Below are 24,103 nucleotides of genomic sequence, written 5' to 3'. Positions count from 1 at the left end.
GGAGGGCTCCCGTGCTCCGTTCGCCCATGGCCCGACACCGTAGCGGCGTGCGGCGAAGAGGTCAGCGGCTGCGACAGCACCGGTCGGCCGGGGCCGGCGCGCCCGGCCGACCGGTGGCGAACTGCCCGGCCGGCTCAGCAGATCCGGGGCAGCTGCTCCCCCAGCGGCAGGTCGACCACCCGCGTGCCGCCGAGCGGGGTGCGGGCCACCACCATCCCGGGGTGGGCGGCGACCGCCTCGCCGATCACCGCGGCCCCGGCGCCCAGCGGGTGGGCGCGCATCGCGTCCAGGACGGCGTCGGCGTGCTCGCGGGGGACGAACGCCACCAGCTTGCCCTCGTTGGCGACGTACATCGGGTCGAGGCCGAGGATGGCGCAGGCGTTGGCGACGGTCGGCGGTACGGGGACGGCGCGCTCGTCGATGACCACGCCGGTGGCGGAGGCGGTGGCGATCTCGTTGAGCGCGGCGGCCAGTCCGCCGCGGGTGGGGTCGCGCAGCACGTGCAGGTCGGGGGTGACCGCGAGCATGGTCTGGACGAGTCCGCCGAGGGCCGCGCAGTCGCTCTCGATCTCGACGCCGAACTCCAGGCCCTCGCGCACGCTCATGATGGCCACGCCGTGCACGCCGATGTCACCGCTGACGATCACCACGTCGCCGGGCACCACCCGCTGCGGCCGCAGGTCGACGCCGGGCGGGATCACCCCGATGCCGGCGGTGTTGAGGTAGACCCCGTCGCCGCGGCCGGCCTCGACGACCTTGGTGTCGCCGGTGGCCACCTCCACACCGGCGACCCGGGCCGCGGCGCCCATCGCGTCGGCTACCCCGGCGACCACCGGCATCTCCACGCCCTCCTCCAGGATGAAGCCGCAGGAGAGGTAGGCGGCTCGGGCGCCGCTCATGGCGAGGTCGTTGACGGTGCCGTTGACCGCGAGGTCGCCGATGCAGCCGCCGGGGAAGAACAGCGGCCGGACGACGTAGGAGTCGGTGGAGAAGGCCAGCCGCTGCCCGCCGAGCGCGAAGACCGCGGAGTCGCCCAGCTGGGCGAGGAGTTCACCGCCGAAGGCCGGCACGAAGATCTGCTGGACGAGTTCGGCGGAGAGCGCCCCGCCCCCGCCGTGGCCCATGACGACCCGCGGGGTCTCGCGCAGCGGGGTGGGACAGGTCCAGTCGGTGATGTCGACGGTGGGCAGGTCGCGGGGGCCCTGCCCGGTGGCGGGGGTCCGCGAGGTGGTGTCAGACAACGGGGGTCGCCTCCAAGGGGGTCGGCATGCTGCCGAGCCGGCGGTACAGGTAGTACGCGGCGCAGGCGCCCTCGCTGGAGACCATGGTGGCGCCGAGCGGATTGCGTGGGGTGCAGGTGGTGCCGAACGCCTGGCACTCGTGGGGTTTGATCAGCCCTTGCAGGACCTCGCCGCTGCGGCAGGCGGCGGGCTCGCGGGTGGCGATGCCCTCGACCGAGAAGCGGTGTTCCGCGTCGTAGTCGCGGTAGCGCTCGGAGAGTCGCCAACCGCTGGCGGGGATGGTGCCGATGCCGCGCCAGGCGCGGTCGGTGACCTCGAAGACGTCGGCCAGCATGGCCCGGGCGGCCGGATTGCCGTCGGGGCGGACGGCGCGCGGATAGGCGTTGTCGACGGTGTGCTCACCGCGTTCCAGTTGCCGGACGGTGCGGCGGATGCCCTCCAGGATGTCCAGCGGTTCGAAGCCGGTGACGACGATCGGCACCCGGAAGCGGTCGGCCAGTGCGGGGTACTCGTCGGTGCCCATCACGCTGCACACGTGTCCGGCGGCCAGGAACGCCTGGACCCGGCAGCTCGGCGAGGTCATGATCGCCTCGATCGCGGGCGGTACCCGGACGTGCGAGACCAGCATGCTGAAGTTGCGGATGCCCAGCTTGCGGGCCTGATAGACCGTCATGGCGTTGGGTGGGGCGGTGGTTTCGAAGCCGATGCCGAAGAACACCACCTCGTGGTGCGGGTTCTGCTGAGCGATCTTCAGCGCGTCCAGCGGGGAGTAGACCACGCGGACGTCGCCGCCCTCGCTGCGCACCCGGAACAGGTCGCGGTCGGTGCCGGGGACCCGGAGCATGTCGCCGAACGAACAGAAGATCACCCCGGGGCGGGCGGCGATCTCCAGCGCCTTGTCGATGACCGAGAGCGGGGTGACGCACACCGGGCAGCCCGGCCCGTGGATCAACTCGACCTCATCCGGCAGGAGTTGGTCGATGCCGTGCCGGATGATGGTGTGCGTCTGGCCGCCACAGACCTCCATTAGCGCCCACGGCCGGGTCGCCGTGGCGCGGATGTCGTCCAGCAGTCGCCGGGCCAGCTCCGGATTCTGGAACTCGTCGAGGTACTTCACTTCCGCGCCTCCTGCGCCTGTGGTTCGTCCTGGCCGGCGGCCGCTTCCCAGGGATCTCCGAACTCCTCCTGGAGCAGCCCGAGTTCCTCGAAGAGGGCCAGGGTCCGGCGGGCCGACTCCTCGTCGAGCCGCTGCAACGCGAAGCCCACGTGGACGATCGCGTACTCACCGACCGCGAGGTCCGGGACGTATTCCAGGCACACCTCCTTGACCACCCCGCCGAAGTCGACGGTGGCCATCCGGGTGCCGTCCCGTTCCTCGATCTCCATCACCTTGCCGGGCACCGCCAGGCACATGGGTCCTCCTCGTCGTACGGGTGCGGATGCGGGTACATACGGGCTAGGCGTCGCGCCTGCGGGCCGCGACCAGCAGCTGACCGAGGGCCAGTCCGCCGTCGTTGGGCGGGACGAGGCGGTGCCGCAGCACCGTGAAGCCGTCCTGCCGCAGCATCCGGGCGACGGCCTCGGCCAGCAGGGTGTTGACGAAGACCCCACCGGTCAGTGCCACGGTCGCCAGGCCGGTGCGCTCCCGGGCCAGGCCGCAGCAGCGCCGGACCAACCCGGCGACCGCGGTGTGGAAGCGGGCCGCGACCAGCGCCGGGCCGGCGCCGGCGGACACGTCCTCGGTGACCGCGGCGAGGACCGGGGCCGGGTCGGCGACCAGCGCGGCGCCACCGCCGGCCGCGGCGCCGGTGCGCAGCGCGAAGGTGTAGCCGGGGCCGCGGTCGTCGCCGGCGGAGCGGGCGGCGGCCTCCAGCGCGACGGCGGCCTGGGCCTCGTAACCGGCGTGGTGGCAGATCCCGGCGAGCGAGGAGACCGCGTCGAAGAGCCGACCCATGCTGGAGGTCGGCGCACAGTTGAGGTTGCGGTCCAACTGGCGTTCCAGCAGCCGTAGTTCGTCGGGCGGGCAGGCGGCCACAGGGGGCAGGTCGGCGGTCCAGGGGAGGCCCGCGGCGCGGAGGTGGGCGAGGGCCATCCGGTAGGGGCGGCGGACGGCGGTGTCGCCGCCGGGCTGCAGGACGTAGCCGAGTTGGGCGAAGCGGCGGTACCCGGCGTAGTCGGCGAGGAGGATCTCGCCGCCCCAGATCGCGCCGTCATCGCCGTAGCCGGTGCCGTCGAAGGCCACGCCGATCACCGGCTGCCGGCCGTCCAGCCCGTGTTCGGCCATGGCCGCGGCGATGTGGGCGTGGTGGTGCTGGACCCGGACCAGAGGTCTGCCGCGGGTGTGCCGGCGGGCCCACTGGCCGGTGCGGTAGCCGGGGTGCCGGTCGGTGGCGAGCAGCCGCGGCCGGACCCCGGTGATGGTCTCCAGGTGCGCGCCGGCCCGCTCGAACGCCAGCTGGGTGGCCAGGTCGTCCATGTCGCCGATGTGCGCGGACAGCCAGGCCCGGCGCCCCTCCCCCAGGCACAGCACGGTCTTGAGGTCCCCGCCGGTGGCCAGCGCGGGCCGGACCGGCACCGGGAGCGGCACGGGGTACGGGGCGCAGCCGCGCGAGCGCCGGACGTACAGCGGCTCGCCGTCGCTGATCCGGACCACCGAGTCGTCGCACGGGACCTGGATCGCCCGGTCGTGGCCGAGCCAGGCGTCCGCCAGGTGCGCCAGCCGGACCAGGGCGTCCGCGTCGTCGGTGACGAGGGGGGCGCCGGCCACGTTGCCGCTGGTCATCACCAGCAGCCGGGGTCCCGGAAGGTCGCCCGGCAGGCCGAACAACAGGTGGTGCAGCGGGGTGTAGGGCAGCATCAGCCCGAGGTCGGGGCAGCCGGGGGCGACGGCCGCGGCGACCACGGGCGCGCCGGGCGTGGGCCCGCCGGGGCGCCGGCGCAGCAGCACGATCGGCCGCACCGGCCCGGTGAGCAGCGCCCGCTCCTCCGTGCCGATCTCCACCAGCTCGGCCACGTCGTCCAGGTGACGCGCCATCAGGGCGAACGGTTTGTCGCCGCGGGCCTTACGGCGCCGCAGCTCGGCCACCGCGCGGTCGTTCCCGGCGTCGCACACCAGGTGGTAGCCGCCGAGCCCCTTGACGGCGACGATCGCGCCGTCGGCGAGCAGCCGTCGGGCGCCGGCCACCGGGTCACCGGACACCGGGCGCGGCGCGCCGCCGGGGTCGTCCGGGCCGGCGGCCAGCAGCCGCAGCCGGGGGCCGCAGTCGTGGCAGGCCAGGGGCTGGGTGTGGAACCGCCGGTCGGCCGGATCGGCGTACTCGGCCGCGCAGCGCGGGCACATCGGGAAGCCGGCCATGGTGGTCTGGGCCCGGTCGTAGGGCAGCGCGCGAACGATGGTGAAGCGGGGGCCGCAGTGCGTGCAGGTGACGAAGGGGTGCCGGTAGCGGCGGTCGGCCGGGTCGGTCAGCTCGGCCAGGCAGGCGTCGCAGGTGGCGGCGTCCGGGGCGACCAGGGTGCGGGCGGGGCCGCGGGTGTGCGAGGCGAGGATGGTGAAGCCGGTGCCGCCGGTGACCGCGATGTCCTCGCCGTCCACCGCTTCCACGAACGCGAGCGGGGGCGCCTCGGCGCGCAGCCGTGCTCCGAAGCGGTACAGGGCGCCGGGCGGCCCCTCGATCTCGGCGACCACGCCCTCGCCGGTGTTGCTGACGTGGCCGGTCAGGCCCAGTTCCGTGGCGAGGCCGTGGACGAACGGGCGGAATCCGACGCCCTGGACGACGCCGCGCACGGTGATCCGGCGGCGGGCGGCGGCCGTTGCGGAAGGCTCGGCGGGGCGCGCGGTGCACGGCGCTCCAGTGGTGCGGGCCTCGTCTGCTCCACCCGATGCGAGAACGGGGGGAACGGTGCCGGCACCGGGCTGCCCGACGGTCATGAGCGGCTCGACCCCACCGCGCCGCGGTCGCCGACCCGGTCCGCCGGGCCGTCGTGCACGTGGTGCGACTGACGGGTCATCACCGGAATGTGTGCCGGCCCGCGGTCCCGGGCCGCCAGGGCCCGGTCCAGCAGCGTCCCGAGGCCCTCGCCGCCGCGGACCGAGGTGCGGACGACCTCGGCACCGGGGTTGACCCGTTCCACGTTGTCGCGGAAGGCCGCCTCGTCGAAGTCCACCGCCGCGGCGATGTCGGTCTTGGTGACCAGGACCAGGTGGGCCAGGCCGAACGCGGTGGGGTACTTGAGGGGTTTGTCCTCGCCCTCGGTCACCGAGGCGAGCACCACCCGCAGCGTCTCCCCCAGGTCGTACGAGGCGGGGCAGACCAGGTTCCCGACGTTCTCGACGAACAGCAGCCGGGTCTCGGTGGGCAGCCAGCCGTCCAGGTGCCCACCGAGCATCTCGGCCTCCAGGTGGCACAGCCCGTCGGTGAGCACCTGTTTGACGGGGACCCCGGAGCGGGCCAGCCGGACCGCGTCGTTCTCGGTGGCGAGGTCGGCGGTGAGCGCCGCGACCGGCACCCCGCGTTCCCGGGCGAGGGTCAGTTCCCGTTCCAGCAGGGCGGTCTTGCCGCTGCCCGGGCTGGAGAGCAGGTTGACGACCGCGGTGCCGCGGCCCGCCAGCTCCTCGCGCAGGGTGTGGGCGCAGGCGTCGTTCTTGGCGAGCACGGCCTGTTGCAGTTCAAGGACACGGCACATGGGATCAGCGCTCCTCGTGCGTCGGAGGGGGTACCGGGGTGTCCTGCCAGCTGACGTCGGCGATCCGCAGTTCGCGGCCGGAGAGCAGTTCCACGGACGCCCCGCCGCACCCGGGGCAGCTCAGGCGCGGCGGCATGCCCGCCGGCCAGGTCCGGTCGCAGGAACCGCAGCGGGCGCGGGCCGCGACCGGTTCGGTGATCAGCTCGGCGCCGGCCAGCACCGTGCCCTCGCACGCGAGTTGGAAGGAGAAGGCCAGGGCGTCGGGGACCACGCCGGCCAGTTCGCCGACCTGGAGCCGGACCCTGCTGACCCCGGTCGCGCCGGCCGGTCGTAGCGCGCTTTCCACCTGGTCGATGACCGCCAGCGCGATGGACATCTCGTGCATCGGTCCGTCTCTCTCTGGTGTGACGACCGGTTGCCGCTGGCTTCATTAGACGGTGCGGTCCCGGGGCGTCCGGGGTGCCTCGCCGGGGTGGCGCGGCGGCATACACCGTTCGGTGCAGCGCGCCCGCCACCCGTGGGACCGGCCCGGCCTCACATGGCGCGCATCCGCAGATAGCGCTTGACGTCGGGCAGGTTGCGCAGGGCGAGGGCGAGGGCGGCGGCCAGGGCGCCGCCGAGGACGAGCTTCAGCATGGTGACGTGTTCCTCTCACTGGTGGCAGCCGGGGCACCGGTGGTAGCCGGCTCCGGTTCGTCGGCGCCGACCAGCCGCAGTACGAGCCGGACGGCCTCGTCGACGGCGGCGGCGACCGGCGCGCTCAGGCCGATCCCTTCGGTGGTGTCGGCGGGTTCGCAGCCGACGACCAGGACGCGTTCCGGGCGGCGGGCGCCGGTGCCCGCGCTGAGCGTGTCGAGCAGCGCCAGGACGGCGTCCGGGGTCATGTGGTGGGCGTCGATCGGGGTGTTTCCGGGGCGGGCGGCGGCGTCGGCGGGGTCGGTGGCGTCGAGGAGGTAGAGCGCGCCGGGCTCGCCGCCGCGCGCCGCGGCGTCCACCAACAGCACCGTCGCGTAGCCGTCCAGCATCCGGTAGGCGAGGTGTACGCCGCGGACACCGGCGTCGACCAGTTCCACGCCGTCGGGGAGGGCGTGCGCCCCTAGTGCGCGGACCGCTTCGACGCCGAAGCCGTCGTCGCCGAGGAAGATGTTGCCGACGCCGGCGATCAGGGTGCGGCCGGGCGGCAGGATGGGGGGCGGGTCGCCGCTCACTCTTCCTCCAGGAGCGCGAGTTCGTCGGGTTGGAAGTAGAGGAACCGGCCCTGTTCGCGCCGGATGTCGGCGCCCGGGTCGCCCTCGACGGTCACCGCGAGGTGCACCCCGCCGTCCACGTCGTGCAGGACGGCCTCGATCTGCGCGGCGCGGCCGTGCAGGAAGAGGTCCTGGGCGTCGGTGCGGCGTCGGCCGGGGCGCAGCGCCACCCGGCTGCCGGCGCCGACCGAACGGCCGTCGACGGTGATCCGGTCGGTCAGCGGATCCACATCGCGGTCACCGGCCGGGTCCCACCAGGGCGTGTCGGGACGGGCCGGTTGCGGGGCCGGGGCGGGTCCGGTGACCTCGCGCAGCGCGCGTACGGCACCGTGCAGCCGCTCCAGCACCTCGGGCGGCATCCCGTCGGCCAGGTCGATCACCTCGGCGGCCCGGGGGTCGGTGCCGCGGGCCTCGCGTTTCTCCTGGTCGGTGAGGGCCGCCGTGCGGAGGGCGAGGATCTCGTCGATCTCCAGGGCGTCGTAGAGCGCGCCGGGGCTCTCGGGGGCAATGGCCGGGTGGTCCTCCAGGATGATCGGGGCGGACAGCATCACCTGGGTGCTCCCGGGCGGGCCGGCCAGCACCGGCCAGGTGTGTTCGTTGCGGCAGTCGGAGACCGCGCCCCGGGCCCATTCGGGCGGGTCGGTCTGGGAGTGGAACCGGCCGGCGCTCAGTCCGAGGAGGAGGTGCGCGGCGACCAGTGAGCGGGGCAGCGCCGCGTCCCGGTCGTCCGCCGCCGGGTCCGGGACCCAGTCGCTGGTGTTCTGCACCGTCGCGGTCAGCTTGAGCACCGCGTACGGGCCGGCGATCTCCTCCGCGGTCAGCCGCAGCACCCCGTTGATCTCTTCTCTACGGCGCACCAGCCGGCCGACGAGCTGACCGTCGGCGTCGTGCACCGGCTCGGTGTCCTCGCCCGGGGGCCAGGTCAACGGGACGGTGACACCGTCCCCGGCGAGGTCGGCGACCGCCACGTCGAGCGGGCAGCGCTCCTCGGTGCCCTCGTCCCACGGGACCAGCACCCGGTCGGGCAGTTCCAGTTCCGGTACGGTCACGAACTCCCCGTCGGGGCACCGGCGTTGGACGGTACGCCGCTGGGCGCGCAGAAACCTGAGCTCGACGCGGAGCCGGGCGCCGGCGCGGGGCTCCATGAGGCATTCGGTGCGCTGGTGGGAGGTTTCGGCCCGGTCGGCGCCCCATCCGGGAGGTACGAGGACGCCGAACTGCCAGCGCAGCCGGTTCTTCGCGGCGGACGCCCGGTAGGGGTAGAGCACGTAGCCCTCGAAGAGCACGGCGTCCGCGACGTGCCGGGCGGCGGCGAACCGTTCCGCCAGGGGGTCCGTGGGCGCGGGGGTGGTCACGGTGCGGTCCTCTCGGTGACGGGGCGGGCGACGGCGGTGGGGAAGCCGGGGGATCCCGGTCCGGCGCCGTCCGCGGCGGCCAGCAGCGCCGCGACGGTGGCCTCCCAGGACGGCAGGGCGTGCCGGGACCGGAACGCCAGCAGCCCGTCCAGGCTCTCGCGCGGCAACCGCAGCCAGCCGCAGCCGGGGAAGTGGGTGTCGGTCATCTCGCGCCACACGGCGGTCGGGAGCCGGCACTCGGCTTCCTTGTGCCAGGGCACCGGAGTGACCTGGAAGCCGCCCGGGCCGGCGAAGACGGTGCCGGAGAAGAGCAGCAGCAGCGGCACCTCGCCGTCGCGCAGGGCGTTGACGTAGCGGCCGGCGGCGACTTCCAGGTCGTAGCTGCACGGGACCGGCAGGTCCACCTCGGTCTCGTCGGTGAAGCCGGGGACGATCTGGGAGACCTGGGCGAACTGGAGGGGCTTGAGGGTGCTGCCCCAACGGGACCGCACCCCGAAGAGATCGGCCAGCGCGGCGGCCTCCTCGGGGTCGTAGTCGCGCCGGGCCGGTTCGATGCGCAACTGGCAGCGCAGTGCCAGGGCGTGCACCCGCGCCGCTCCGGCGGCGGTGATCCGCAGCCGGAAGAGGAGGGTCGGGGCGGCGGCGTAGCGGTCGGCGCGGACGCCGGTGCAGACGAAGGACAGCTCGGTCACGGCCGCTGGGCCTCCTCGCGCGGTTCCCGGGCCCGGCGGGCGATGTCGGCGAAGAAGTCCGCCAGGGCGGCGCGGGCCTCGGCGCCGCCGTCGAAGCCGCGCCACAACAGCCGCAGCCGGCCGGTGAGTTCGTAGGCCAGGTCGACCGGGATCAGGTGGCAGTCGGTGCGGCCGTCGCCGCGGTGCAGCAGCAGGGCCTCGACGTCGGGGGTGAGGAGGTCGGCCAGTCGGGTGGCGTCGCGGACGGCCTGCCAGGCGGCCGGGTCGAGTTCGCTCTCGGTGGCGCCGGCCGGGCTGGGGTAGAGCGCCACCACCCGGCCCAGGGCGGCGTTGTCCAGGAGGAAGGCGACGCCGACGGGGATCCGGAGCCGGTCCCAGACCGCGTCGTCGAGGTGGTGGCCGGGGTCGGTCAGGAAGCGGTCCGGGACGGTGCGGAACTGCCCGCCGCCGGCCCCGGGCCGCTCGAAGAGCAGCGCGCAGTGCGGGCAGGCGCAGGCCAGTGCGCGGTTCCGGGTGTCGACCAGGTGGCGGTGGCGGCCGGCGAGTTCGGTGCCGCACAGTTCGCAGCGTTCGGGCGGCGGGGGCGCGGGGGCCCGGAAGCGCCGCAGGCCGCGGTGGGCGGCGGTCGACGGGGCGCTCACGATGCCGGGGCGGCGGTCGGCGGACGGCGGGAGATCTGAAGCAGGGGCAGCTCCGGAGCCGCGGTCAGGGTCTCCCACGCGACCGAGGTGACCTCCGGCGCGAAGCAGGACAGCGCGCCCTCGACCGCCGGCCGGTCGGCCGCGCCGCCGCACCCGCAGCCGCCGGCGGCGCTCTCCGCCAGCCGCAGCGCCCCGGTCTCCGGGACGAACTCCGCGACCTCGACCGCTTCCTGGCTCCGGGCGCTGGCCAGTGCCCGGTCGATGCGGGTGGCGGCGTCCTCCGGGTGCAGGTCGTGCAGCACCAGCAGGCTGCTGACCAGGGCGTCCCCCAGCAGGGCGGTCCGTGGCCCGTCCGCGCCGGTGCGCCGCTCGACCAGGTGCATGATGCGGGTCAGTCCGGCGCCGTAGAAGTCCATCAGGACGCGGACGAGTTCCTCGGCGGTCGCGGCCGTCGCGGCGTCACCGTGCTCGGTGAGCCGGTCCAGCAGTTCCTCGACCCGACGGCCGGTCAGTTCGGCGTCGGGGGCGGCGACGGGCGCGGTCATCCGGCGAGCCCGCTCAGCCCGGTGGGGACGTGCATGGTCTGGACGGTCCGGCCGCCGACGTACATGTGGACGCCACAGGGCAGGCACGGGTCGAAGCTGCGCACCGTCCGCATGATGTCGATGCCCTTGAAGTTCTCCGGGGAGTTCTCCTCGAAGATCGGGGTGTTCTGCACCGCGTCCTCGTAGGGGCCCGGGGTGCCGTAGGAGTCGCGGGTGCTGGCGTTCCACGGGGTCGGCGGGTAGGGGTGGTAGTTGGCGATCTTGCCGTCGCGGATGACCATGTGGTGCGAGAGGACGCCGCGCACCGCCTCGGTGAAACCGCAGCCGATGGACTCGTCGGGGACCTCGAACTTCTCCCAGGTCTGGGTGCGTCCGGCGCGCACCTCCTGAAGCCCCTGTTCGGCGAAGTGCAGCGCCATGGCCGCCGCGTACGCCTGGAAGTAGGTGCGGGCGCGGTTGCGCTCCAGCGCGTTGCTCCACTTCGGGATCTTCCACTCGAAGCGGGTCTCGGGCCGGGTCATGCTGCGCGGCAGGTCGATGACGACGCTGTTGCCGGTGGCCTTGACGTACGGGGTGTCGACGAGCCCGGACAGCGCGGTGGACCACAGGCGGGCGATCGGACCGCCGCCGGTGTCCAGCGCCAGGTGCTCCTTGCCGTCGAACCAGCGCGGCGACATCACCCAGCTGTACTTGTCGTTGAAGTCCCGCTTCTGCGGGGCGGGGATGGTGTGCTGGTTCCAGGGGTGGCGCGGGTCGATGGGGTTGCCGAGCGGGTCGTGGGTGACGAACTGCTCCTGGCCCTCCCAGTCCTGGTAGTAGGAGCTGCCGAGCAGGATGCGGATGCCGAGGTTGATCTCGGTGAGGTCGTTGGTGACCAGCTTCCCGTCGACGATGATGCCCGGGGTGACGAACATCTTGCGGCCCCAGTCCGTCATGTTGCGGTAGGTGAAGTCGCAGTGCTCGGGGTCGTTGAGCGCGCCCCAGCAGCCGAGCAGCACCCGCCGCCGGCCGACCTCCTCGTAGCCGGGCAGCGCCTCGTAGAAGAAGTCGAAGAGGTCGTCGTGGAGCGGCACCACGCGCTTCATGAATTCGACGTAGCGCATCAGCCGGCTGAGGTAGTCGGTGAAGAGCTGGACGCTGGCCACGGTGCCGACGCCGCCCGGGTAGAGCGTGGAGGGGTGCACATGGCGGCCCTCCATGAGGCAGAACATCTCCCGGGTGTACCGGCTGACCTGGAGCGCCTCGCGGTAGAACTCGCCCTCGATGGGGTTGAGGGAGGTCATGATGTCGGCGATGGTGCGGTAGCCGTGGTCGCCGGCGTGCGGGGCCTCGGTGCGCTGGGCGAGCTCCCAGACGCCCGGGTTGGTCTCCCGGACCATCTTCTCGCAGTAGTCGACCCCGACCAGGTTCTCCTGGAAGATGTTGTGGTCGAACATGTACTCCGCGGACTCGCCGAGGTTGATGATCCACTCGCCGAGGTGCGGGGGCTTGACCCCGTAGGCCATGTTCTGGGCGTAGACCGAACAGGTGGCGTGGTTGTCGCCGCAGATCCCGCAGATCCGGCTGGTGATGAAGTGCGCGTCGCGCGGGTCCTTGCCGCGCATGAAGACGCTGTAGCCGCGGAAGACGGACGAGGTGCTGTAGCACTCGGCGACCCGCTTCTGCTTGAAGTCAATCTTGGTGTGGATGCCCAGGCTGCCCACGATCCGGGTGATCGGGTCCCAGGACATCTCCGTCAGACCGCTGCCGTCACCGGCCGTCTTGGTCTTCGGTGCCATTGTCTGTGCCATGCCCTTCTTCGCGTGCCGGGGTGGGGGTCTGACGGAGCGTCGGATGGGGGTGTGGTCACCAGGGGCGGCGGTAGCCGGTGGTCAGCTTCTCGCCCCGGTGCCGCCACTTGGGCTCGTGGTCCACGGTCCGGGCCGTGATGCCGCGCAGTCGGCGGACGACGTTGCCGTAGGCGGAACTGGCGGTGCTGGAGAGCTTGGCGCCGGGCGGCTCGTCCATGAACGGCATGAACTTGTCGGGGAAGCCGGGCATGGTGCAGGCGATGCAGACCCCGCCGACGTTGGGGCAGCCGCCGATGCCGTCCATCCAGCCCCGCTTGGGCACATTGCATTTGACCACGGGACCCCAGCAACCGATCTTCACCAGACACTTGGGCGAGTCGTAGGTCGTGGCGAACTGGCCCTGCTCGTAGTACCCGGCCCGGTCGCAGCCCTCGTGCACGGTCTCGCCGAAGAGCCAGGTGGGCCGCAGTTGCTCGTCCAGCGGGATCATCGGGGCCGCGCCGGCCGCCTGGTAGAGCAGGTAGACCAGGGTCTCGGAGAAGTTGTCCGGCTTGATGGGACAGCCCGGTACGCACACGATCGGGATACCGGCCTTGGACTTCCAGTCCCAGCCCAGGTAGTCGGGCACGCCCATGGCGCCGGTCGGGTTGCCAGCCATGGCGTGGATACCGCCGTAGGTGGCACAGGTGCCGATGGCGACGACGGCGAGCGCCTTGGGGGCCAGCCGGTCGATCCACTCACTGGTGGTGATCGGCTGCCCGGTCTCGGGGTCGTCGCCGAAGCCGCACCAGTAGCCCTCCGGCTTGATGGCCTCGTTGGGGATGGACCCCTCGACGACCAGCACGAACGGGTCGATCTCACCGCGTTCGCCCTTGAAGAACCACTCGATGAAGGTGTCCGCGCCCTGGGTGGGCCCGCTCTCGAAGTCGATCAACGGCCAGTGGACCTGGATCTTGGGCAGGCCCGGCAACACGCTGAGTGCGATCTCTTCGATGCTGGGCTGGGTCGCGGCGGTCAGCGCGACCGAGTCACCGTCGCAGCTCAGGCCGGCGTTGATCCAGAGGATGTGGATCGGGGACTCGTCCTCGCCCTTCCGTGCGGACGGGGCGGTCGCGGGGGCAGGTGCGGCATCCATGGCGATGTGCCTCCTCGGGGAGGTGGGCAACGGAAGCGCTCGGCACGGCTTCCGTCCACCTTGGTAACACCGCCGGGGAGGCAAGGAGAGCCGACAAGGGCCGTTCCGGTGACGCACCAGCACCGGAACGGCCCCACGGCCCGAGGAGGGACTGCCGTCAGGACGGCACCCCGGACTCCACCGTGGACACGGTGAAGGTGCCGCCGCACACCCGCAGCCCGCCGCTGCCGGTGGTCATGGACTCCTTGGAGCCGGGCGGGTAGACGAACACGATCTGCGAGTTCTTCCAGCAAGGGATGTCCGAGACGCCCTCGTTGACCGTGTGCAGCACGGCGTGTGCGCTCTGTCCGGGCTGGAGCCGCACGCTGCCACCGGCGCCGCCCTCGCGGGAGGCGGGCGTACCGACCGCCGAGCCGTCGCGCTGGATCAGCGAAACGCCCGGGAAGCCGCGCAGCGAGCACGCCTTCTTGCCCTTGTTGGTGAAGACCAGCGGCACCCGGATGTTGCCCGCGCCGATGTCGGTGCGGCCCACGTGCAGCGACATGTCCGTCGCGGTGCAGCGGTCCGAGGCCGTCATGGCCGAGGGGTTGGCCTGGCTGGCGTTGGGAACGCCGGCGGTGCCGGCGGAGGGCTTGGCCACGTTGGATGGCCGGGCCGAGTTCCGCGCGGACTGCGCACTGCCACCGGTCGACGGCGCGCCGTTCGCGCTGGAGGTGGCGGGCGCGGCGGCCGACGAGGACCGGGACGCGCTGTCCGTGCCGTTCTGGCAGGCAGAGAGCGTCAGCGCGGTGACGGCGATCAGCGATCCGGCGGCGACACGGCGGCCGCGGCCGAGGGTCTTGATGGTGAGCGACATGAGTCCCCCTCGTCTGGTAGGTGGGTACCCTCGTAAAGGTGGGTGCGTACGGTCCGTCCGTTGCTCTTCCAGCGTGCTCCCGGGCACTGCCAGTCCGCTAACGCGGCACTAACACCCCGCTAACGAGGCCGCGCGCCCGGTTCGACGCTGCTCCGGCGACCGGTGTGACCAGCCGGAACACCGGTGCGCCGCCCAGGCTCGCAGAAATATCCGCGGTTGCGGGCGCGGCACTACGAGGTTCGGCCGTTTCAGCCTTCCCGCCCACCGGCCCCGGAAGACTCCTTGTGCCCCGGGCGTCCCGTGCCACAGGCCCGTGCCCCTGGTAAGTGCGCAGGGCCGGGCCCCGGGCGTCAGCGCTGGTGGAGTCGCTGTGCGCCCGGGGCGGACCGGGGTCCGCACTCGACCGAAATCCCACCATAGGGTGTGGACGAGACGCTTCCCTTGACGCTGAGGTTGCACGGGGACGGCGCTTTCCGGCCACCGGCCACCGGCCGCCCGGCGGTGCTTCCGGGCGGCCTCGCGGGTCCGGTGGCGCTACGTCCGCGCCGCCCGATTGACGGCCGCCAGCACGGCCCGCACCGACGCGGTCAGTACGGAGCGGTCCTGGCCCGCGCCCCTGTGGACGCCCCGCCCGGTCCGACGGCAGAGGTGGGCGACGGCGGTGGCGTCCGGCCGGCGGCGGTGGCGTCCGGCCCTGCGGCGGTGGTGCGTTCGGCGTACGCGGTGGGGTCCGCTCGGTGGCCGGCCGCGGCCGGTGCCCGGGCGAATGCGGCCGGCGGCCCGTTGCTACGCCCCCCGTACGCCCGTAGGCCCTGGCCGGTGCCCCGTTCGTGGCGGACGAGGTGTTCCTCCGGCGAGGGTTCGGTGGCGCGCCAGGCACCGCGGGTCAGCGGACCGTTCACACCCGGGTCGAGACAAGCACGGCGGAACAGTTCCCACGGTCCTTCGGCCTGGCCTCCCGCCCGCTGTCGTCGGTCGCGCGCTGCACGGTGTGGGAAAGGCCCGACCACAGCCCCTTGGACAGGTCCAGCCCAACCAGCAACCAGCAACCATCGCACCGCAGTTAGCGACTCTCGCCCCGCCGGGCGGGCAGTCGTCGGCGGGGCGGCGGAGGTGGCGTACGGGCGGCGGGAAGCCGACGACTCGGGGCGCGCCCTCAGCGCTCCCCCGCTCCGCCCGGCTGCACCAGGTCGAGATCCAGCCGCTCGTCCGTACCCCCCGCCAGGGATATCGGCGCCGCGTGCGGCGGATATCCGGCCGCCGACAGCGTGTAGTGACGGCCCTTCAGATCCGTGAACGCATAGGCACCGTCCGGCCCGGTGACCGTGTGACCGGCCACCGTCCCGTCCTCCAGCAGGGTCACGGCGGCATCGGCCAACGGCTGCCCGGCCGGCCCACGGACAGTGCCGCGCACCGTGGCGGTGATCCGCAACCGAACGTCCTGGCCAACCGGCTCACCTCCCGCGTCCGCCCCGGCGCCACCGGTCAACTGCACGGCACGCGCCTCCGGTTGGTGGTCCGCGGCACTGAGGACGAGCGTGTAGTCACCGTCCGGCAGCTGGCCGACCTCCCAGCGCCCGTCGGCACCGCTCGACGTGCGGGTCACCACATCGCCCCGGCCGTCGGTGATCACCACGCTCGCACCGGCCAGCGCGGTCCCGTCCGGACCGCCGCGCAGGATGCCGTGGAGCCGGCTGCCGGTGGATGCCAGGACCAGCTCCACCTCGGCCACCGTGCCCTCGCCGTAGTACGTGGCCGAGGCGGCCTGCGGGGTGTGGCCCGGGGCCGCGCCGGTGAGGACGTAGGTGCCCGCGGCCGGGGCGGCGAGCGCGTAACTCCCGTCGGGCGCGGCCGCGGTGACCCCGGCCTGCTGCCCGTGCCGGTCGATCAACGTGACGGTGGCACCCGGAACCGGCCCGCCGGCGGTGTCGACGACCCGCCCCCGGAACCCGGCAGCACCGCCGTCGACCACACCCACCACATCGACGAAATCAACGGAATTGGCAGAATCGGAAGAATCGGCGGAATCGGCAAGACCAACCGAACCGGCCGCAACGGGCGTACCGACCGAAGTCCCGGACTCGGTCGGCTTCCTGACCAGGGGCGAGCCCCCGTCCTCAAGCGAGCCGTCCGCCGCTACACCCCGCTCCTCCGCACTCTGCGCCACCAACGTCTCCCGCGCCCCGGCCGCCTTCCGCTGGGACGGCAGGAAGGCCGCCACCAGCACGCCGAGGGCGACCGCGGCGGTGGCGATCAGGAACGAGACCCGGAACCCGGCCATCGTGGGCACCGCGACCGGTCCCAGCGGCTCGGACATGTGGGCCAGCACCATGCCGATCACGGCGCTGGACACCGAGGTGCCGATCGAACGCATCAGGGTGTTCAGGCCGTTGGCCGCGCCGGTCTCGGACGGGTCGACGGCCCCGACGATCAGCGCCGGGAGGGAGGAGTACGCCAGGCCGATGCCGGCGCCGACCACCACCGCGATGATGATCGTCTGCCAGGGGGCCTGCATCAGGCCGATCCCACTGCCGTAGCCGATGCCGATGATCAGCATGCCGAGCAGCAGCGAGATCTTGGGGCCGCGCCGGGCGGCGATCCGGGCGTACACCGGCGCCACGAACATCATCGTCAGCCCCAGCGGCGCCACGCACAGCCCGGCGACCACCATCGACTGGCCGAGGCCGTAGCCGGTCGACTTGGGGAGTTGGAGCAGCTGCGGCAGCACCAGCGAGATGGCGTAGAACGCCACCCCGACCGTGATGGAGGCGAGGTTGGTGAGCAGCACCTCGCGCCGGGCGCTGGTACGCAGATCGACCAGTGGGTCGGAGATCCGCAGCTCCATCACGCCCCACAGCGTCAGGATCAGCACCGCGGCCCCGAACAGGCCGAGGGTGGTGGGCGATCCCCAACCCCAGTCGCTGCCCTTGGTGATCGGCAGCAGCAGGGTGACGAGGCCGACGGACAGACCGAGGGCGCCGGCGACGTCGAAGCGGCCGGGCGCCCGCACCGAGCTCTCCGGGACGGCGAACAGGGTGAGCAGCATCGAGAGCACACCGAGTCCGGCGGCGGCGAAGAACAGCGTGTGCCAGTCGGCGTGCTGGGCCACCAAGGCCGCTGCGGGCAGCGCGAGCCCGCCGCCGACGCCGATCGAGGAGCTCATCAGGGCCATGGCCGAGCCGAGCCGTTCCCGGGGCAGTTCGTCGCGCATCAGGCCGATGCCGAGAGGTATCGCGCCCATCGCGAAGCCCTGGAGCGCCCGACCGACGATCATGATGATCAACTGGTTGGTGAATCCGCAGATCAGCGAGCCGACGACCATGACCGCGAGGCTCGCCAGCAGCATCCGCCGCTTGCCGTAGAGATCGCCGAGGCGGCCCATGATGGGGGTGGCGACGGCCCCGGCGAGGAGGGTGGCCGTCATGACCCAGGTGGCATTGCTGGGCGCGGTGCCGAGCAGCGTCGGCAGGTCCTTGATGACCGGCACGAGCAGCGTCTGCATCACCGCGACGACGATGCCGGCGAAGGCGAGGACGGGGACGATGCCGGCGCGCGCTCTGCGGTGTCCACCCTCTGGGGGCGGGGGCAGCGGCAGCGCGGTGGCGGAGTCCGCCGTCCTCGCGGGGTGCTGGTCCGTCGTCGTCCGGGTCATGCGGGCGGCCTCCAGGGCGGCAGGAGTGAGCGGAAGGTGCGCCGTGCGCTGCGGTGCGCGGTGCGCGGGCAGGGGGTTGCACCCCCTGATACGTGCATGGCGAACGTTTCAGTCCAGAGAGCTATTCCGAGCCATGCCGATCGATCTCAGACCGCGGACGGTGATCTCTCTCACGCCCATCGGCCACCGCTCCGGTCCACGCCAACTGACGTACGCTGCACGGCCGATCGCGCCCTCCGGCTCCTGAGCCGTCCCGGCTCGCGCCCCTCGATCCGCGCCGCCTCCGCTCGCCACCCCACCCATTGGCTCTCCCCCGCCCTTGTCACTGACACTGGATCCAGTGAACCGCACGCCACTGACATTCATCCGGCCGGGGGATCAGGAGCGGGTCAAGGATGGAGCGCACCGATCGACGTCACGCCGGGACAGAACCGACTTTCCTGCCCAGCAGCGGAACTTCCGCCCCCGGAACGGTTTCGCGAGGACGAGCCGTCGCTCCCGCTACGGCGCCACGTCCAACAGGTCCGGCCCCGGCTCCTCGTCCTCCGGATCGGCATGCTGCTGGAGTTCCGCGTCGAGTTGCGCCCCACGCTCCGGATCGAGTCGGAGCTTGGCGAGTATGGCGGGCACGGCGATGGTGGGCAGGGTGTGCTCGAAGAAGACGGTGAGCCGTTGACTCAGGTCGTTCTGGTTGGTGAACGCCTTCGACATCATCTGGAGTCCGGCGAAGGCGCCGACGAACAACTCGGCGGTGTCCCGTACGTTGACGCTGTCCATCACCTCGCCCCGCGCCTTGGCTTCCTTCAGGAGCCCTTCGACGAAGGACGACCACGCCGACATCGACTGCCTGCGGTCAAGGTGGTTCGAGCTCTGCTCGATGGCGAGACGGGCAGCGCCACGCTGGATCGCGTCATGGCGAAGCCGGTACGCCAGGATCTGCCCGGCGTCCACGAACTCCTGCAGTTTGATCGCCTGTGGCCGCACCGCGATGTCCAGCACCTGTTCGTGAAGTACCGCGAGCGCAAGATCCTCTTTGGAGGGGAAGTGGAAATACAGGGCGCCCTTGGTCACGCCCGCGCGCGTGAGGATCTCCGCGATCGTCGCGCGGTCGAAGCCGAACTCGTCGAAGACCGACGCAGCGGCTTCCAAGATCACTCGCCGAGTCCTGATCGCGCGGTCCTGACGTGCCACAGAACGCCTCCCGTCCCTCAAAGGCTTGAGCCTCTCAGCAATTCGCTACCGCCTAAGTCTCCTCCAGATTCACAGCTGCTCCGCACCTCGGCATCGGCATTGAAAAGAAAACCGGATGGTACGTATCTTAACCGTTGTCCGGAAGTCCGCTGTATTGATGCCTAGGGGCGGTCATGAGCGACACGTTGCAGGTCAGCGCCACAGATCGACCCACGACCCGACGTCACACGCAGCCGGTGTGGAATCGCCCCGCCGCGGTCCGCCCGGAGCACGATGGGAACCTCGCCGTGCCCGGCACGTTCGTGCACCGCCCGCACCCCGAGGACATCCTCATCACCTCGTGGCGGCGGGTCGACGACAGCCATTTCACCGTCCAGGCACGGTGGCCCCACGATCACCCGTACTTCGTCCCGAGCCACGGCCGGCACCACGTCATGCTCGCCGGCGAAACCATCCGCCAGGCAGGTCTGCTGCTGTCGCACGCCGAGCTCGGCGTGCCACTCGGCCATCACTTCATCCTCGACGACCTCGTCTACACGACGGATCCCGAACACCACGTCCTCGGGGACGCACCGACCCGGCTGACCATCGACGTCCTCTGCCGGAAGACCCGCATGCGGGCGGGCGTACTGGCCAGCAGCCGGTTCGACATGACGATCCGGGCCGGGGGGCGAATCGTCGCCACGGGGCACTCCAGCGTGAACGTCACCCCGCCCGCCGTCTACCGTCGGCTCCGGGGCCAACGCCTCGCCGCCCGCCGCGCCGCGGGCCCGATCAGCCCCGCACTGACCCCGGAGTTGACCGGCAGCGTCACCGAGCACGACGTGCTGCTCGCTCCCACCGGCCAGTTCGGCACGTGGCTGTTGCGGATCGCGCCGGGACACGCCACGGTCGTCAACCCCGAGAACGATCACGTCCCCGGGCTGTCGCTCCTCGACGCGGCGCAGCAAGCCGCCCGCGCACTGACCGCGCCTGCGCCCTTCGTCCCGTACGCCTTCGGCACGGAGTTCCGCCGTTACGCGGAGCACGGCATCCCCTGTCTGATCGAAGCGCGCCGGGTACCGTGCGCGATTCCCGGCACCGCCACGGTGGAAGTCACCGGCTTCCAACACGGCGAACCGGTCTTCGTCTCCACCCTGACCGCACTGGACATGTGCCGGTCCCCTCTCTGAGTCCGCACGGCTCATATCCGATCTCACGAGCCGCAGGGGCTCGTGCCGTGTGCGGGTGAGCGACGAGCCGGAGGACCGGGCGGCCGCACGATGCCGACCGACTCGCCGGACGGCCCGACGCGCCCGCGCAGCCACCAGTCACGGTGACAACGAACCACGCTCAGCACTACGGAAGGCCGAAAACCACCATGGGTGACCTCAACGGAAAGACCGCGCTGGTAACGGGATCGAGCCGAGGAATCGGCCGGGGCATCGCGCAGCGCCTCGCCCAGGACGGTGCGCTGGTCGCCGTCCACTACGGGAGCAACGACAGCGCGGCCAAGGAGACCGTCGAGAGCATCCGGGACGCCGGCGGCCGGGCGTTCCCGGTCGCCGCGGAGCTGGGCGTCCCGGGCGACGCCGAGGCGCTGTTCACCGCCTTCGACGCCGAACTGGCCGCGGCCGGCGCCGAACCGGGCCTGGACATCCTCGTCAACAACGCCGCGATCAGCCTGCCGGGGCACATCGACGAGGTGACGCCGGAGGAGTTCGACCGGACCATCGCGGTCAACACCAAGGCCCCGTTCTTCCTCATCCAGCACGGTCTGCGGCGGATGCGGGACGGCGGGCGGATCGTCAACATCTCGTCCGCGGTGACGACCACGGCCTTCCCCTCGACGATCGCCTACGGGGTCTCCAAGGGTGCGATCGACACGCTCACCCGCACGCTCGCCAAGGACGTCGGTGGGCGCGGGATCACGGTGAACACCGTGGCGCCCGGCTTCATAGAAACCGACATGAACGCCGCCATGCGGGCAACTCCCGAGGCACACACGGCACTTGCGGCCATCTCGGTGTTCAACCGGCTCGGCCGTCCCGCCGACGTGGCCGACGTGGTCGCCTTCCTGGCCTCGGACGACTCCCGCTGGGTCACCGGCCAGCGCATCGACGTCACCGGCGGGTCGATGCTCTGACGGTCGCGTCCGGGCGCTCCGACCCCCGTCCGGAGCGCCCGGGCCGCGCCCCGCCGTCTCAGGCGGCGCCCGACGGCGCCCCTTCCAGCCCCAACAGCAGCCGCTTCCGCTCCAGGCCGCCCGCGTAGCCGGTGAGCGAGCCGTCGGCGCCGATGACGCGGTGACAGGGCCGGACGACCAGGAGGGGGTTGGCACCGATCGCCGTCCCGATGGCGCGGACGGCGCCGCGCGGTGCGCCGATGGCGGCGGCGATCGCCCCGTAGGTGGTGGTCGTGCCGTACGGGATGGCCTCCAGCGCCGCCCAGACGCGTTGTTGGAAGTCGGTGCCGCGAGGGACGGCCGTGAAGGTGAACGGGGCCGGCACGCCGTCGAAGTACCCGCGGAGCTGGCGGGCGATCTCGGCGAACGCGGCCGGATCGTGCGTCCAACCCTCCTGGACGACCGCCCCGCGCTTCTGGCCCGGTACGGAGAGCGAGGCCAGTGCGGTGCCGCCGGGCGCGGTGGCCGATCGCTCGCCCACCAGCAGGAGTTCGCCCAGGGGGCTGTCGAGGGTGGCGTACAGGGTCATGCGTCGATCCGTTCTGTCGGGTTCCGGTGCCGTGCGGCGGAGTCGCTGGGGTCGGTGAAGTCGGCGGGGGCGGTGAAGTCGGCGGGGGCGGTGGAGTCGGTGAAGTCGGCGGCCCAGAGGTGATGGGTCGCGTAGGAGCGCCACGGGCTCCAGAGCGCCGGGGCGGTGCCCGAGGGCGGTTCGCCCAGGAGGACGTCGGGGTCGCCCAGGGCCCGCATCCGGAGGTAGCCGGCGGTCCATGGGCCGATGCCGGGGAGTGCGCGCAGCGCGCGTTCGGCCCGGTCGCGGTCGGTCCCGGCGTCCAGGATGACGTCCCGGGCGGTGAGCGCGGCGGCGAGGGCGCGCAGCGCGGCGGCCCGCGACGGGGGCAGGTCGAGCCCGGTGAGCGGCGCCCGGGCCAGCTCCGCGGCCCGCGGGAAGAGGTGGGTGAGGGTGCCGGCGGGCCGCGGCAGCGGCTCCCCGTGCACGGCGACCAGGCGTGCGCCCAGGACCCGGCCGGCGGCGGTCCCGGTCCGCCGGCCGAGGACGGCGCGCACCGCGAGCTCGTCCGGGTCCACCGTGCCCGGGGACCGCAGTCCCGGGCACCGGGCGACCAGCGGGGCCAGCACGGGGTCCGTGCCGAGTCGTTCACCGACCGCGCAGGGGTCGGCGTCGAGGTCGAACAGGCGGCGGATGCGTTGGGTCGCGGTGGTGAGGTCGCGCAGTTCGGTGAGGTGCAGCCGGCAGTCCAGCCAGCCGTCGCCGACGGCCTCGTCGACCTCCGCGATGCCGGTGCCGTGGGGCAGCCGCAGGGTCCGCCGGTACGTGCGGCGGCCGGGTGCCCCGGTGACCTCCTCGATCCCGTCGTACGCCCGCTGTTCCAGGTAGTCGAAGACCTGCCGCGCCGCGTACGGGCCGCGGAACGCCAGCCGCAGCGGCAGCACACCGGGCGTGCCGGACGGGGTCGCCGGGCCGGAGCGGGCGCCGGGGCGGACCGCTCGCAGCCCGCTCGGGGTGAGGGCGTAGATCTCCTTGATGGTGTCGTTGAACTGCCGGACGCTGGCGAACCCGGCGGCGAAGGCAATCTCGGCGACCGGCAGGCCGGTGGTCTGGAGCAGCACCCGCGCGGTGTGCGCGCGCTGCGCCCGGGCCAGTGCGGTGGGCCCGGCGCCGAGTTCGGCGGTCAGCTGTCGTTGCACCTGCCGGGCGCTGTAGCCGAGCCGGGACGCCAGTCCGGCCACGCCCTCCCGGTCCACCACGCCGTCGCCGATCAGCCGCACCGCCCGTCCCACGACGTCTGCCCGGGCGTTCCACTCGGCCGAGCCGGGCACCGCGTCGGGGCGGCACCGCCGGCAGGCGCGGTAACCGGAGCCCTGGGCGGCCGCGGCGGTCGGGAAGAAGGTGACGTTGCGCCGCCGCGGGGTCGTGGCGGGGCAGCTCGGCCGGCAGTAGATCCCGGTCGTCGACACCGCGAAGAAGAAGGCCCCGTCGAACCTGGCGTCCCGGCTCCGCACCGCCTCGTACCTGCTGTCCTCACTCATCACACCCCCACTGTGCGCCATCCCGCACCCGCGCTCTGGCGGAAATCGGACACGGCGTTCGGCGGTGCCGTCAGCGCGTGGGCAGCTCCGGTGGCCGGGTGCCCGGCGTGAGACCGGCCAGGGCGGCCGTCCGGAGGGCCGCGTCGAGGGCGAACGGGTGCGCGCGGCCGGGGTCCGCGCAGTGCAGGACGGGGCGGAGCAGCTCGGCGTCGAGGGCGGCGCGGCGTGCGGCGGCAAGGAGCGCGTCGGCGTGGGCCTGCGCCCTGTCGAGGTCACCGACACCGTGGTACGCGTCGAAGAGCGGGCAGTCGAAGTCGCTGTACGGGGCGCTGACGAGGTGGCTGCCGTCGTCGTGGGAGCCGTCGGTGGGGACGGTGTGCCAGCCGCTATCCGGGTCCACCCAGGAGAAGAAGCCGATGGGTGCCTGCTTCAGGACGGCGGACCGCAGCCGGCCGTCGGGCGTGCCCTCCCAGGCGTCGCGGAGCCAGTCAGGGCCGGTGGCGAGAGCCCGTGGCAGGTCGTCGTAGAGGTCCCCGGGCAGATCGTGGTCCTTGCCCATGACGACGGCCCGGCCGTCGCCGAACGGCGGAACGGTATCGCTCAGGTACCGGGCGGGGGCTGGCGCCCCTCACGCCGACGGCATCGGCCAGTCGTTCAGGGAGCCGCCGCGCCACTCGACCAGGCGGGGGTCGTCCAGGGCGATGTCCTCGGCCGGGTTGGCGACGCCCGCGCGGCGGAGGAACTCGGCCACGTCGCCGCGGCCGTGGGCCAAGCCGACGATCTGCCCGTGCACGGTCACCCGGCGTCCTCCGGAGGACGTCGGTGGGTGCACGATGACAGGCGGATGCTCGGACATGCCTCC

At 72.8% G+C, this 24,103-nt stretch carries 24 protein-coding genes; 2 read left to right on the top strand and 22 right to left on the bottom strand.

The genetic code is table 11. From position 1 onward, the window contains the following. Positions 1 to 134: 134 nt before the first annotated feature. The 18 genes from hypE to ACO0M4_RS13245 all read right to left on the bottom strand — a co-directional run bounded on the left by hypE (position 135) and on the right by ACO0M4_RS13245 (position 19,028). Positions 135 to 1,241 (bottom strand): hydrogenase expression/formation protein HypE, encoded by a 1,107-nt coding sequence (hypE, locus tag ACO0M4_RS13330; RefSeq protein ID WP_430370168.1) that lies wholly within the window; start codon positions 1,239 to 1,241, stop codon positions 135 to 137. After that, positions 1,234 to 2,358: a hydrogenase formation protein HypD gene (gene hypD, locus ACO0M4_RS13325; RefSeq protein ID WP_430370167.1), complete on the bottom strand. Its 1,125-nt coding sequence runs from the start codon at positions 2,356 to 2,358 to the stop codon at positions 1,234 to 1,236. The genes hypE and hypD overlap by 8 nt, the downstream gene beginning before the upstream one ends. Continuing rightward, positions 2,355 to 2,654, bottom strand: a complete 300-nt coding sequence (locus tag ACO0M4_RS13320; RefSeq protein ID WP_430370166.1) for a HypC/HybG/HupF family hydrogenase formation chaperone — start codon at positions 2,652 to 2,654, stop codon at positions 2,355 to 2,357. The genes hypD and ACO0M4_RS13320 overlap by 4 nt, the downstream gene beginning before the upstream one ends. 43 nt (positions 2,655 to 2,697) lie before the next feature. Further along, positions 2,698 to 5,169, bottom strand: a complete 2,472-nt coding sequence (gene hypF / locus ACO0M4_RS13315) for a carbamoyltransferase HypF (RefSeq protein ID WP_430370164.1) — start codon at positions 5,167 to 5,169, stop codon at positions 2,698 to 2,700. Continuing rightward, on the bottom strand, positions 5,166 to 5,924 hold the full coding sequence (gene hypB, locus ACO0M4_RS13310) for a hydrogenase nickel incorporation protein HypB (RefSeq protein ID WP_430370163.1): 759 nt from the start codon (positions 5,922 to 5,924) through the stop codon (positions 5,166 to 5,168). Before hypB ends, hypF begins: the two co-directional genes overlap by 4 nt. 4 nt (positions 5,925 to 5,928) lie before the next feature. Continuing rightward, positions 5,929 to 6,309 carry a hydrogenase maturation nickel metallochaperone HypA gene (locus tag ACO0M4_RS13305; protein WP_430370161.1) on the bottom strand — a complete coding sequence of 127 codons (381 nt, stop codon included), beginning with the start codon at positions 6,307 to 6,309 and terminating at the stop codon, positions 5,929 to 5,931. A gap of 149 nt (positions 6,310 to 6,458) precedes the next feature. Continuing rightward, the gene (locus tag ACO0M4_RS13300) at positions 6,459 to 6,560 is read right to left on the bottom strand and encodes a DUF6893 family small protein (RefSeq protein WP_430370159.1); all 102 of its coding nucleotides are present in this window, start codon (positions 6,558 to 6,560) and stop codon (positions 6,459 to 6,461) included. Then, the gene (locus ACO0M4_RS13295) at positions 6,554 to 7,132 is read right to left on the bottom strand and encodes a hydrogenase maturation protease (RefSeq protein WP_430370157.1); all 579 of its coding nucleotides are present in this window, start codon (positions 7,130 to 7,132) and stop codon (positions 6,554 to 6,556) included. Before ACO0M4_RS13295 ends, ACO0M4_RS13300 begins: the two co-directional genes overlap by 7 nt. Further along, positions 7,129 to 8,526 carry a hypothetical protein gene (locus ACO0M4_RS13290; protein ID WP_430370155.1) on the bottom strand — a complete coding sequence of 466 codons (1,398 nt, stop codon included), beginning with the start codon at positions 8,524 to 8,526 and terminating at the stop codon, positions 7,129 to 7,131. The genes ACO0M4_RS13295 and ACO0M4_RS13290 overlap by 4 nt, the downstream gene beginning before the upstream one ends. Beyond that, a complete protein-coding gene (locus ACO0M4_RS13285; RefSeq protein WP_430370153.1) occupies positions 8,523 to 9,218 on the bottom strand; it encodes a DUF6084 family protein in 696 nt (231 codons plus the stop codon). The genes ACO0M4_RS13290 and ACO0M4_RS13285 overlap by 4 nt, the downstream gene beginning before the upstream one ends. Continuing rightward, positions 9,215 to 9,862: a DUF5947 family protein gene (locus ACO0M4_RS13280; RefSeq protein ID WP_430371364.1), complete on the bottom strand. Its 648-nt coding sequence runs from the start codon at positions 9,860 to 9,862 to the stop codon at positions 9,215 to 9,217. Before ACO0M4_RS13280 ends, ACO0M4_RS13285 begins: the two co-directional genes overlap by 4 nt. After that, complete coding sequence (locus ACO0M4_RS13275) at positions 9,856 to 10,404, bottom strand: hypothetical protein (protein WP_430370152.1); 549 nt, start codon at positions 10,402 to 10,404, stop codon at positions 9,856 to 9,858. The genes ACO0M4_RS13280 and ACO0M4_RS13275 overlap by 7 nt, the downstream gene beginning before the upstream one ends. Further along, the gene (locus ACO0M4_RS13270; RefSeq protein ID WP_430371363.1) at positions 10,401 to 12,182 is read right to left on the bottom strand and encodes a nickel-dependent hydrogenase large subunit; all 1,782 of its coding nucleotides are present in this window, start codon (positions 12,180 to 12,182) and stop codon (positions 10,401 to 10,403) included. The genes ACO0M4_RS13275 and ACO0M4_RS13270 overlap by 4 nt, the downstream gene beginning before the upstream one ends. 67 nt (positions 12,183 to 12,249) lie before the next feature. After that, on the bottom strand, positions 12,250 to 13,329 hold the full coding sequence (locus ACO0M4_RS13265; protein ID WP_430370151.1) for a hydrogenase expression protein HypE: 1,080 nt from the start codon (positions 13,327 to 13,329) through the stop codon (positions 12,250 to 12,252). A gap of 157 nt (positions 13,330 to 13,486) precedes the next feature. Then, positions 13,487 to 14,185: a DUF4232 domain-containing protein gene (locus ACO0M4_RS13260; RefSeq protein WP_430370150.1), complete on the bottom strand. Its 699-nt coding sequence runs from the start codon at positions 14,183 to 14,185 to the stop codon at positions 13,487 to 13,489. 587 nt (positions 14,186 to 14,772) lie between these two features. After that, the gene (locus ACO0M4_RS13255; protein ID WP_430370148.1) at positions 14,773 to 15,087 is read right to left on the bottom strand and encodes a hypothetical protein; all 315 of its coding nucleotides are present in this window, start codon (positions 15,085 to 15,087) and stop codon (positions 14,773 to 14,775) included. Between the two features lie 254 nt (positions 15,088 to 15,341). Then, positions 15,342 to 17,837, bottom strand: a complete 2,496-nt coding sequence (locus ACO0M4_RS13250) for an MFS transporter (RefSeq protein WP_430370146.1) — start codon at positions 17,835 to 17,837, stop codon at positions 15,342 to 15,344. A gap of 501 nt (positions 17,838 to 18,338) precedes the next feature. Continuing rightward, complete coding sequence (locus tag ACO0M4_RS13245) at positions 18,339 to 19,028, bottom strand: ScbR family autoregulator-binding transcription factor (RefSeq protein WP_430370144.1); 690 nt, start codon at positions 19,026 to 19,028, stop codon at positions 18,339 to 18,341. A 173-nt stretch (positions 19,029 to 19,201) separates the two neighbouring features. On the opposite strand from ACO0M4_RS13245, the gene ACO0M4_RS13240 reads away from it, so the two are divergent. Further along, positions 19,202 to 20,200, top strand: coding sequence for a ScbA/BarX family gamma-butyrolactone biosynthesis protein (locus ACO0M4_RS13240; protein WP_430370143.1), 999 nt, complete (start codon positions 19,202 to 19,204; stop codon positions 20,198 to 20,200). Between the two features lie 188 nt (positions 20,201 to 20,388). Beyond that, positions 20,389 to 21,153: an SDR family oxidoreductase gene (locus tag ACO0M4_RS13235; RefSeq protein ID WP_430370141.1), complete on the top strand. Its 765-nt coding sequence runs from the start codon at positions 20,389 to 20,391 to the stop codon at positions 21,151 to 21,153. Positions 21,154 to 21,211: 58 nt separating this feature from the next. Here the strand turns inward: ACO0M4_RS13235 and ACO0M4_RS13230 are convergent, their stop codons facing one another. The 4 genes from ACO0M4_RS13230 to ACO0M4_RS13215 all read right to left on the bottom strand — a co-directional run bounded on the left by ACO0M4_RS13230 (position 21,212) and on the right by ACO0M4_RS13215 (position 24,097). Continuing rightward, positions 21,212 to 21,721, bottom strand: coding sequence for a methylated-DNA--[protein]-cysteine S-methyltransferase (locus ACO0M4_RS13230; RefSeq protein WP_430370140.1), 510 nt, complete (start codon positions 21,719 to 21,721; stop codon positions 21,212 to 21,214). Next, the gene (locus ACO0M4_RS13225) at positions 21,718 to 23,241 is read right to left on the bottom strand and encodes an AlkA N-terminal domain-containing protein (RefSeq protein WP_430370139.1); all 1,524 of its coding nucleotides are present in this window, start codon (positions 23,239 to 23,241) and stop codon (positions 21,718 to 21,720) included. The genes ACO0M4_RS13230 and ACO0M4_RS13225 overlap by 4 nt, the downstream gene beginning before the upstream one ends. Before the next feature lie 70 nt (positions 23,242 to 23,311). Next, positions 23,312 to 23,800, bottom strand: coding sequence for a hypothetical protein (locus ACO0M4_RS13220; protein WP_430370137.1), 489 nt, complete (start codon positions 23,798 to 23,800; stop codon positions 23,312 to 23,314). 69 nt (positions 23,801 to 23,869) lie between these two features. After that, positions 23,870 to 24,097, bottom strand: coding sequence for a hypothetical protein (locus tag ACO0M4_RS13215; RefSeq protein ID WP_430370136.1), 228 nt, complete (start codon positions 24,095 to 24,097; stop codon positions 23,870 to 23,872). Between the last annotated feature and the right edge of the window lie 6 nt (positions 24,098 to 24,103).

Source organism: Streptomyces sp. RGM 3693 (assembly GCF_050471125.1).
Lineage (GTDB): Bacteria > Actinomycetota > Actinomycetes > Streptomycetales > Streptomycetaceae > Streptomyces.
Note: the sequence above shows the minus strand (reverse complement) of the source record. Positions and strands in the feature narration are given on the sequence as shown.

Bases quoted from the DNA above. Each gene is read 5' to 3' on its own strand.
- ACO0M4_RS13320 (WP_430370166.1), bottom strand. From the start codon at position 2,654: ATGTGCCTGGCGGTGCCCGGCAAGGTGATGGAGATCGAGGAACGGGAC.
- hypF (WP_430370164.1), bottom strand. From the start codon at position 5,169: ATGACCGTCGGGCAGCCCGGTGCCGGCACCGTTCCCCCCGTTCTCGCA.
- hypB (WP_430370163.1), bottom strand. From the start codon at position 5,924: ATGTGCCGTGTCCTTGAACTGCAACAGGCCGTGCTCGCCAAGAACGAC.
- ACO0M4_RS13305 (WP_430370161.1), bottom strand. From the start codon at position 6,309: ATGCACGAGATGTCCATCGCGCTGGCGGTCATCGACCAGGTGGAAAGC.
- ACO0M4_RS13300 (WP_430370159.1), bottom strand. From the start codon at position 6,560: ATGCTGAAGCTCGTCCTCGGCGGCGCCCTGGCCGCCGCCCTCGCCCTC.
- ACO0M4_RS13275 (WP_430370152.1), bottom strand. From the start codon at position 10,404: ATGACCGCGCCCGTCGCCGCCCCCGACGCCGAACTGACCGGCCGTCGG.
- ACO0M4_RS13270 (WP_430371363.1), bottom strand. From the start codon at position 12,182: ATGGCACCGAAGACCAAGACGGCCGGTGACGGCAGCGGTCTGACGGAG.
- ACO0M4_RS13265 (WP_430370151.1), bottom strand. From the start codon at position 13,329: ATGGATGCCGCACCTGCCCCCGCGACCGCCCCGTCCGCACGGAAGGGC.
- ACO0M4_RS13260 (WP_430370150.1), bottom strand. From the start codon at position 14,185: ATGTCGCTCACCATCAAGACCCTCGGCCGCGGCCGCCGTGTCGCCGCC.
- ACO0M4_RS13250 (WP_430370146.1), bottom strand. From the start codon at position 17,837: ATGACCCGGACGACGACGGACCAGCACCCCGCGAGGACGGCGGACTCC.
- ACO0M4_RS13240 (WP_430370143.1), top strand. From the start codon at position 19,202: ATGAGCGACACGTTGCAGGTCAGCGCCACAGATCGACCCACGACCCGA.
- ACO0M4_RS13235 (WP_430370141.1), top strand. From the start codon at position 20,389: ATGGGTGACCTCAACGGAAAGACCGCGCTGGTAACGGGATCGAGCCGA.
- ACO0M4_RS13230 (WP_430370140.1), bottom strand. From the start codon at position 21,721: ATGACCCTGTACGCCACCCTCGACAGCCCCCTGGGCGAACTCCTGCTG.
- ACO0M4_RS13225 (WP_430370139.1), bottom strand. From the start codon at position 23,241: ATGAGTGAGGACAGCAGGTACGAGGCGGTGCGGAGCCGGGACGCCAGG.
- ACO0M4_RS13220 (WP_430370137.1), bottom strand. From the start codon at position 23,800: ATGGGCAAGGACCACGATCTGCCCGGGGACCTCTACGACGACCTGCCA.
- ACO0M4_RS13215 (WP_430370136.1), bottom strand. From the start codon at position 24,097: ATGTCCGAGCATCCGCCTGTCATCGTGCACCCACCGACGTCCTCCGGA.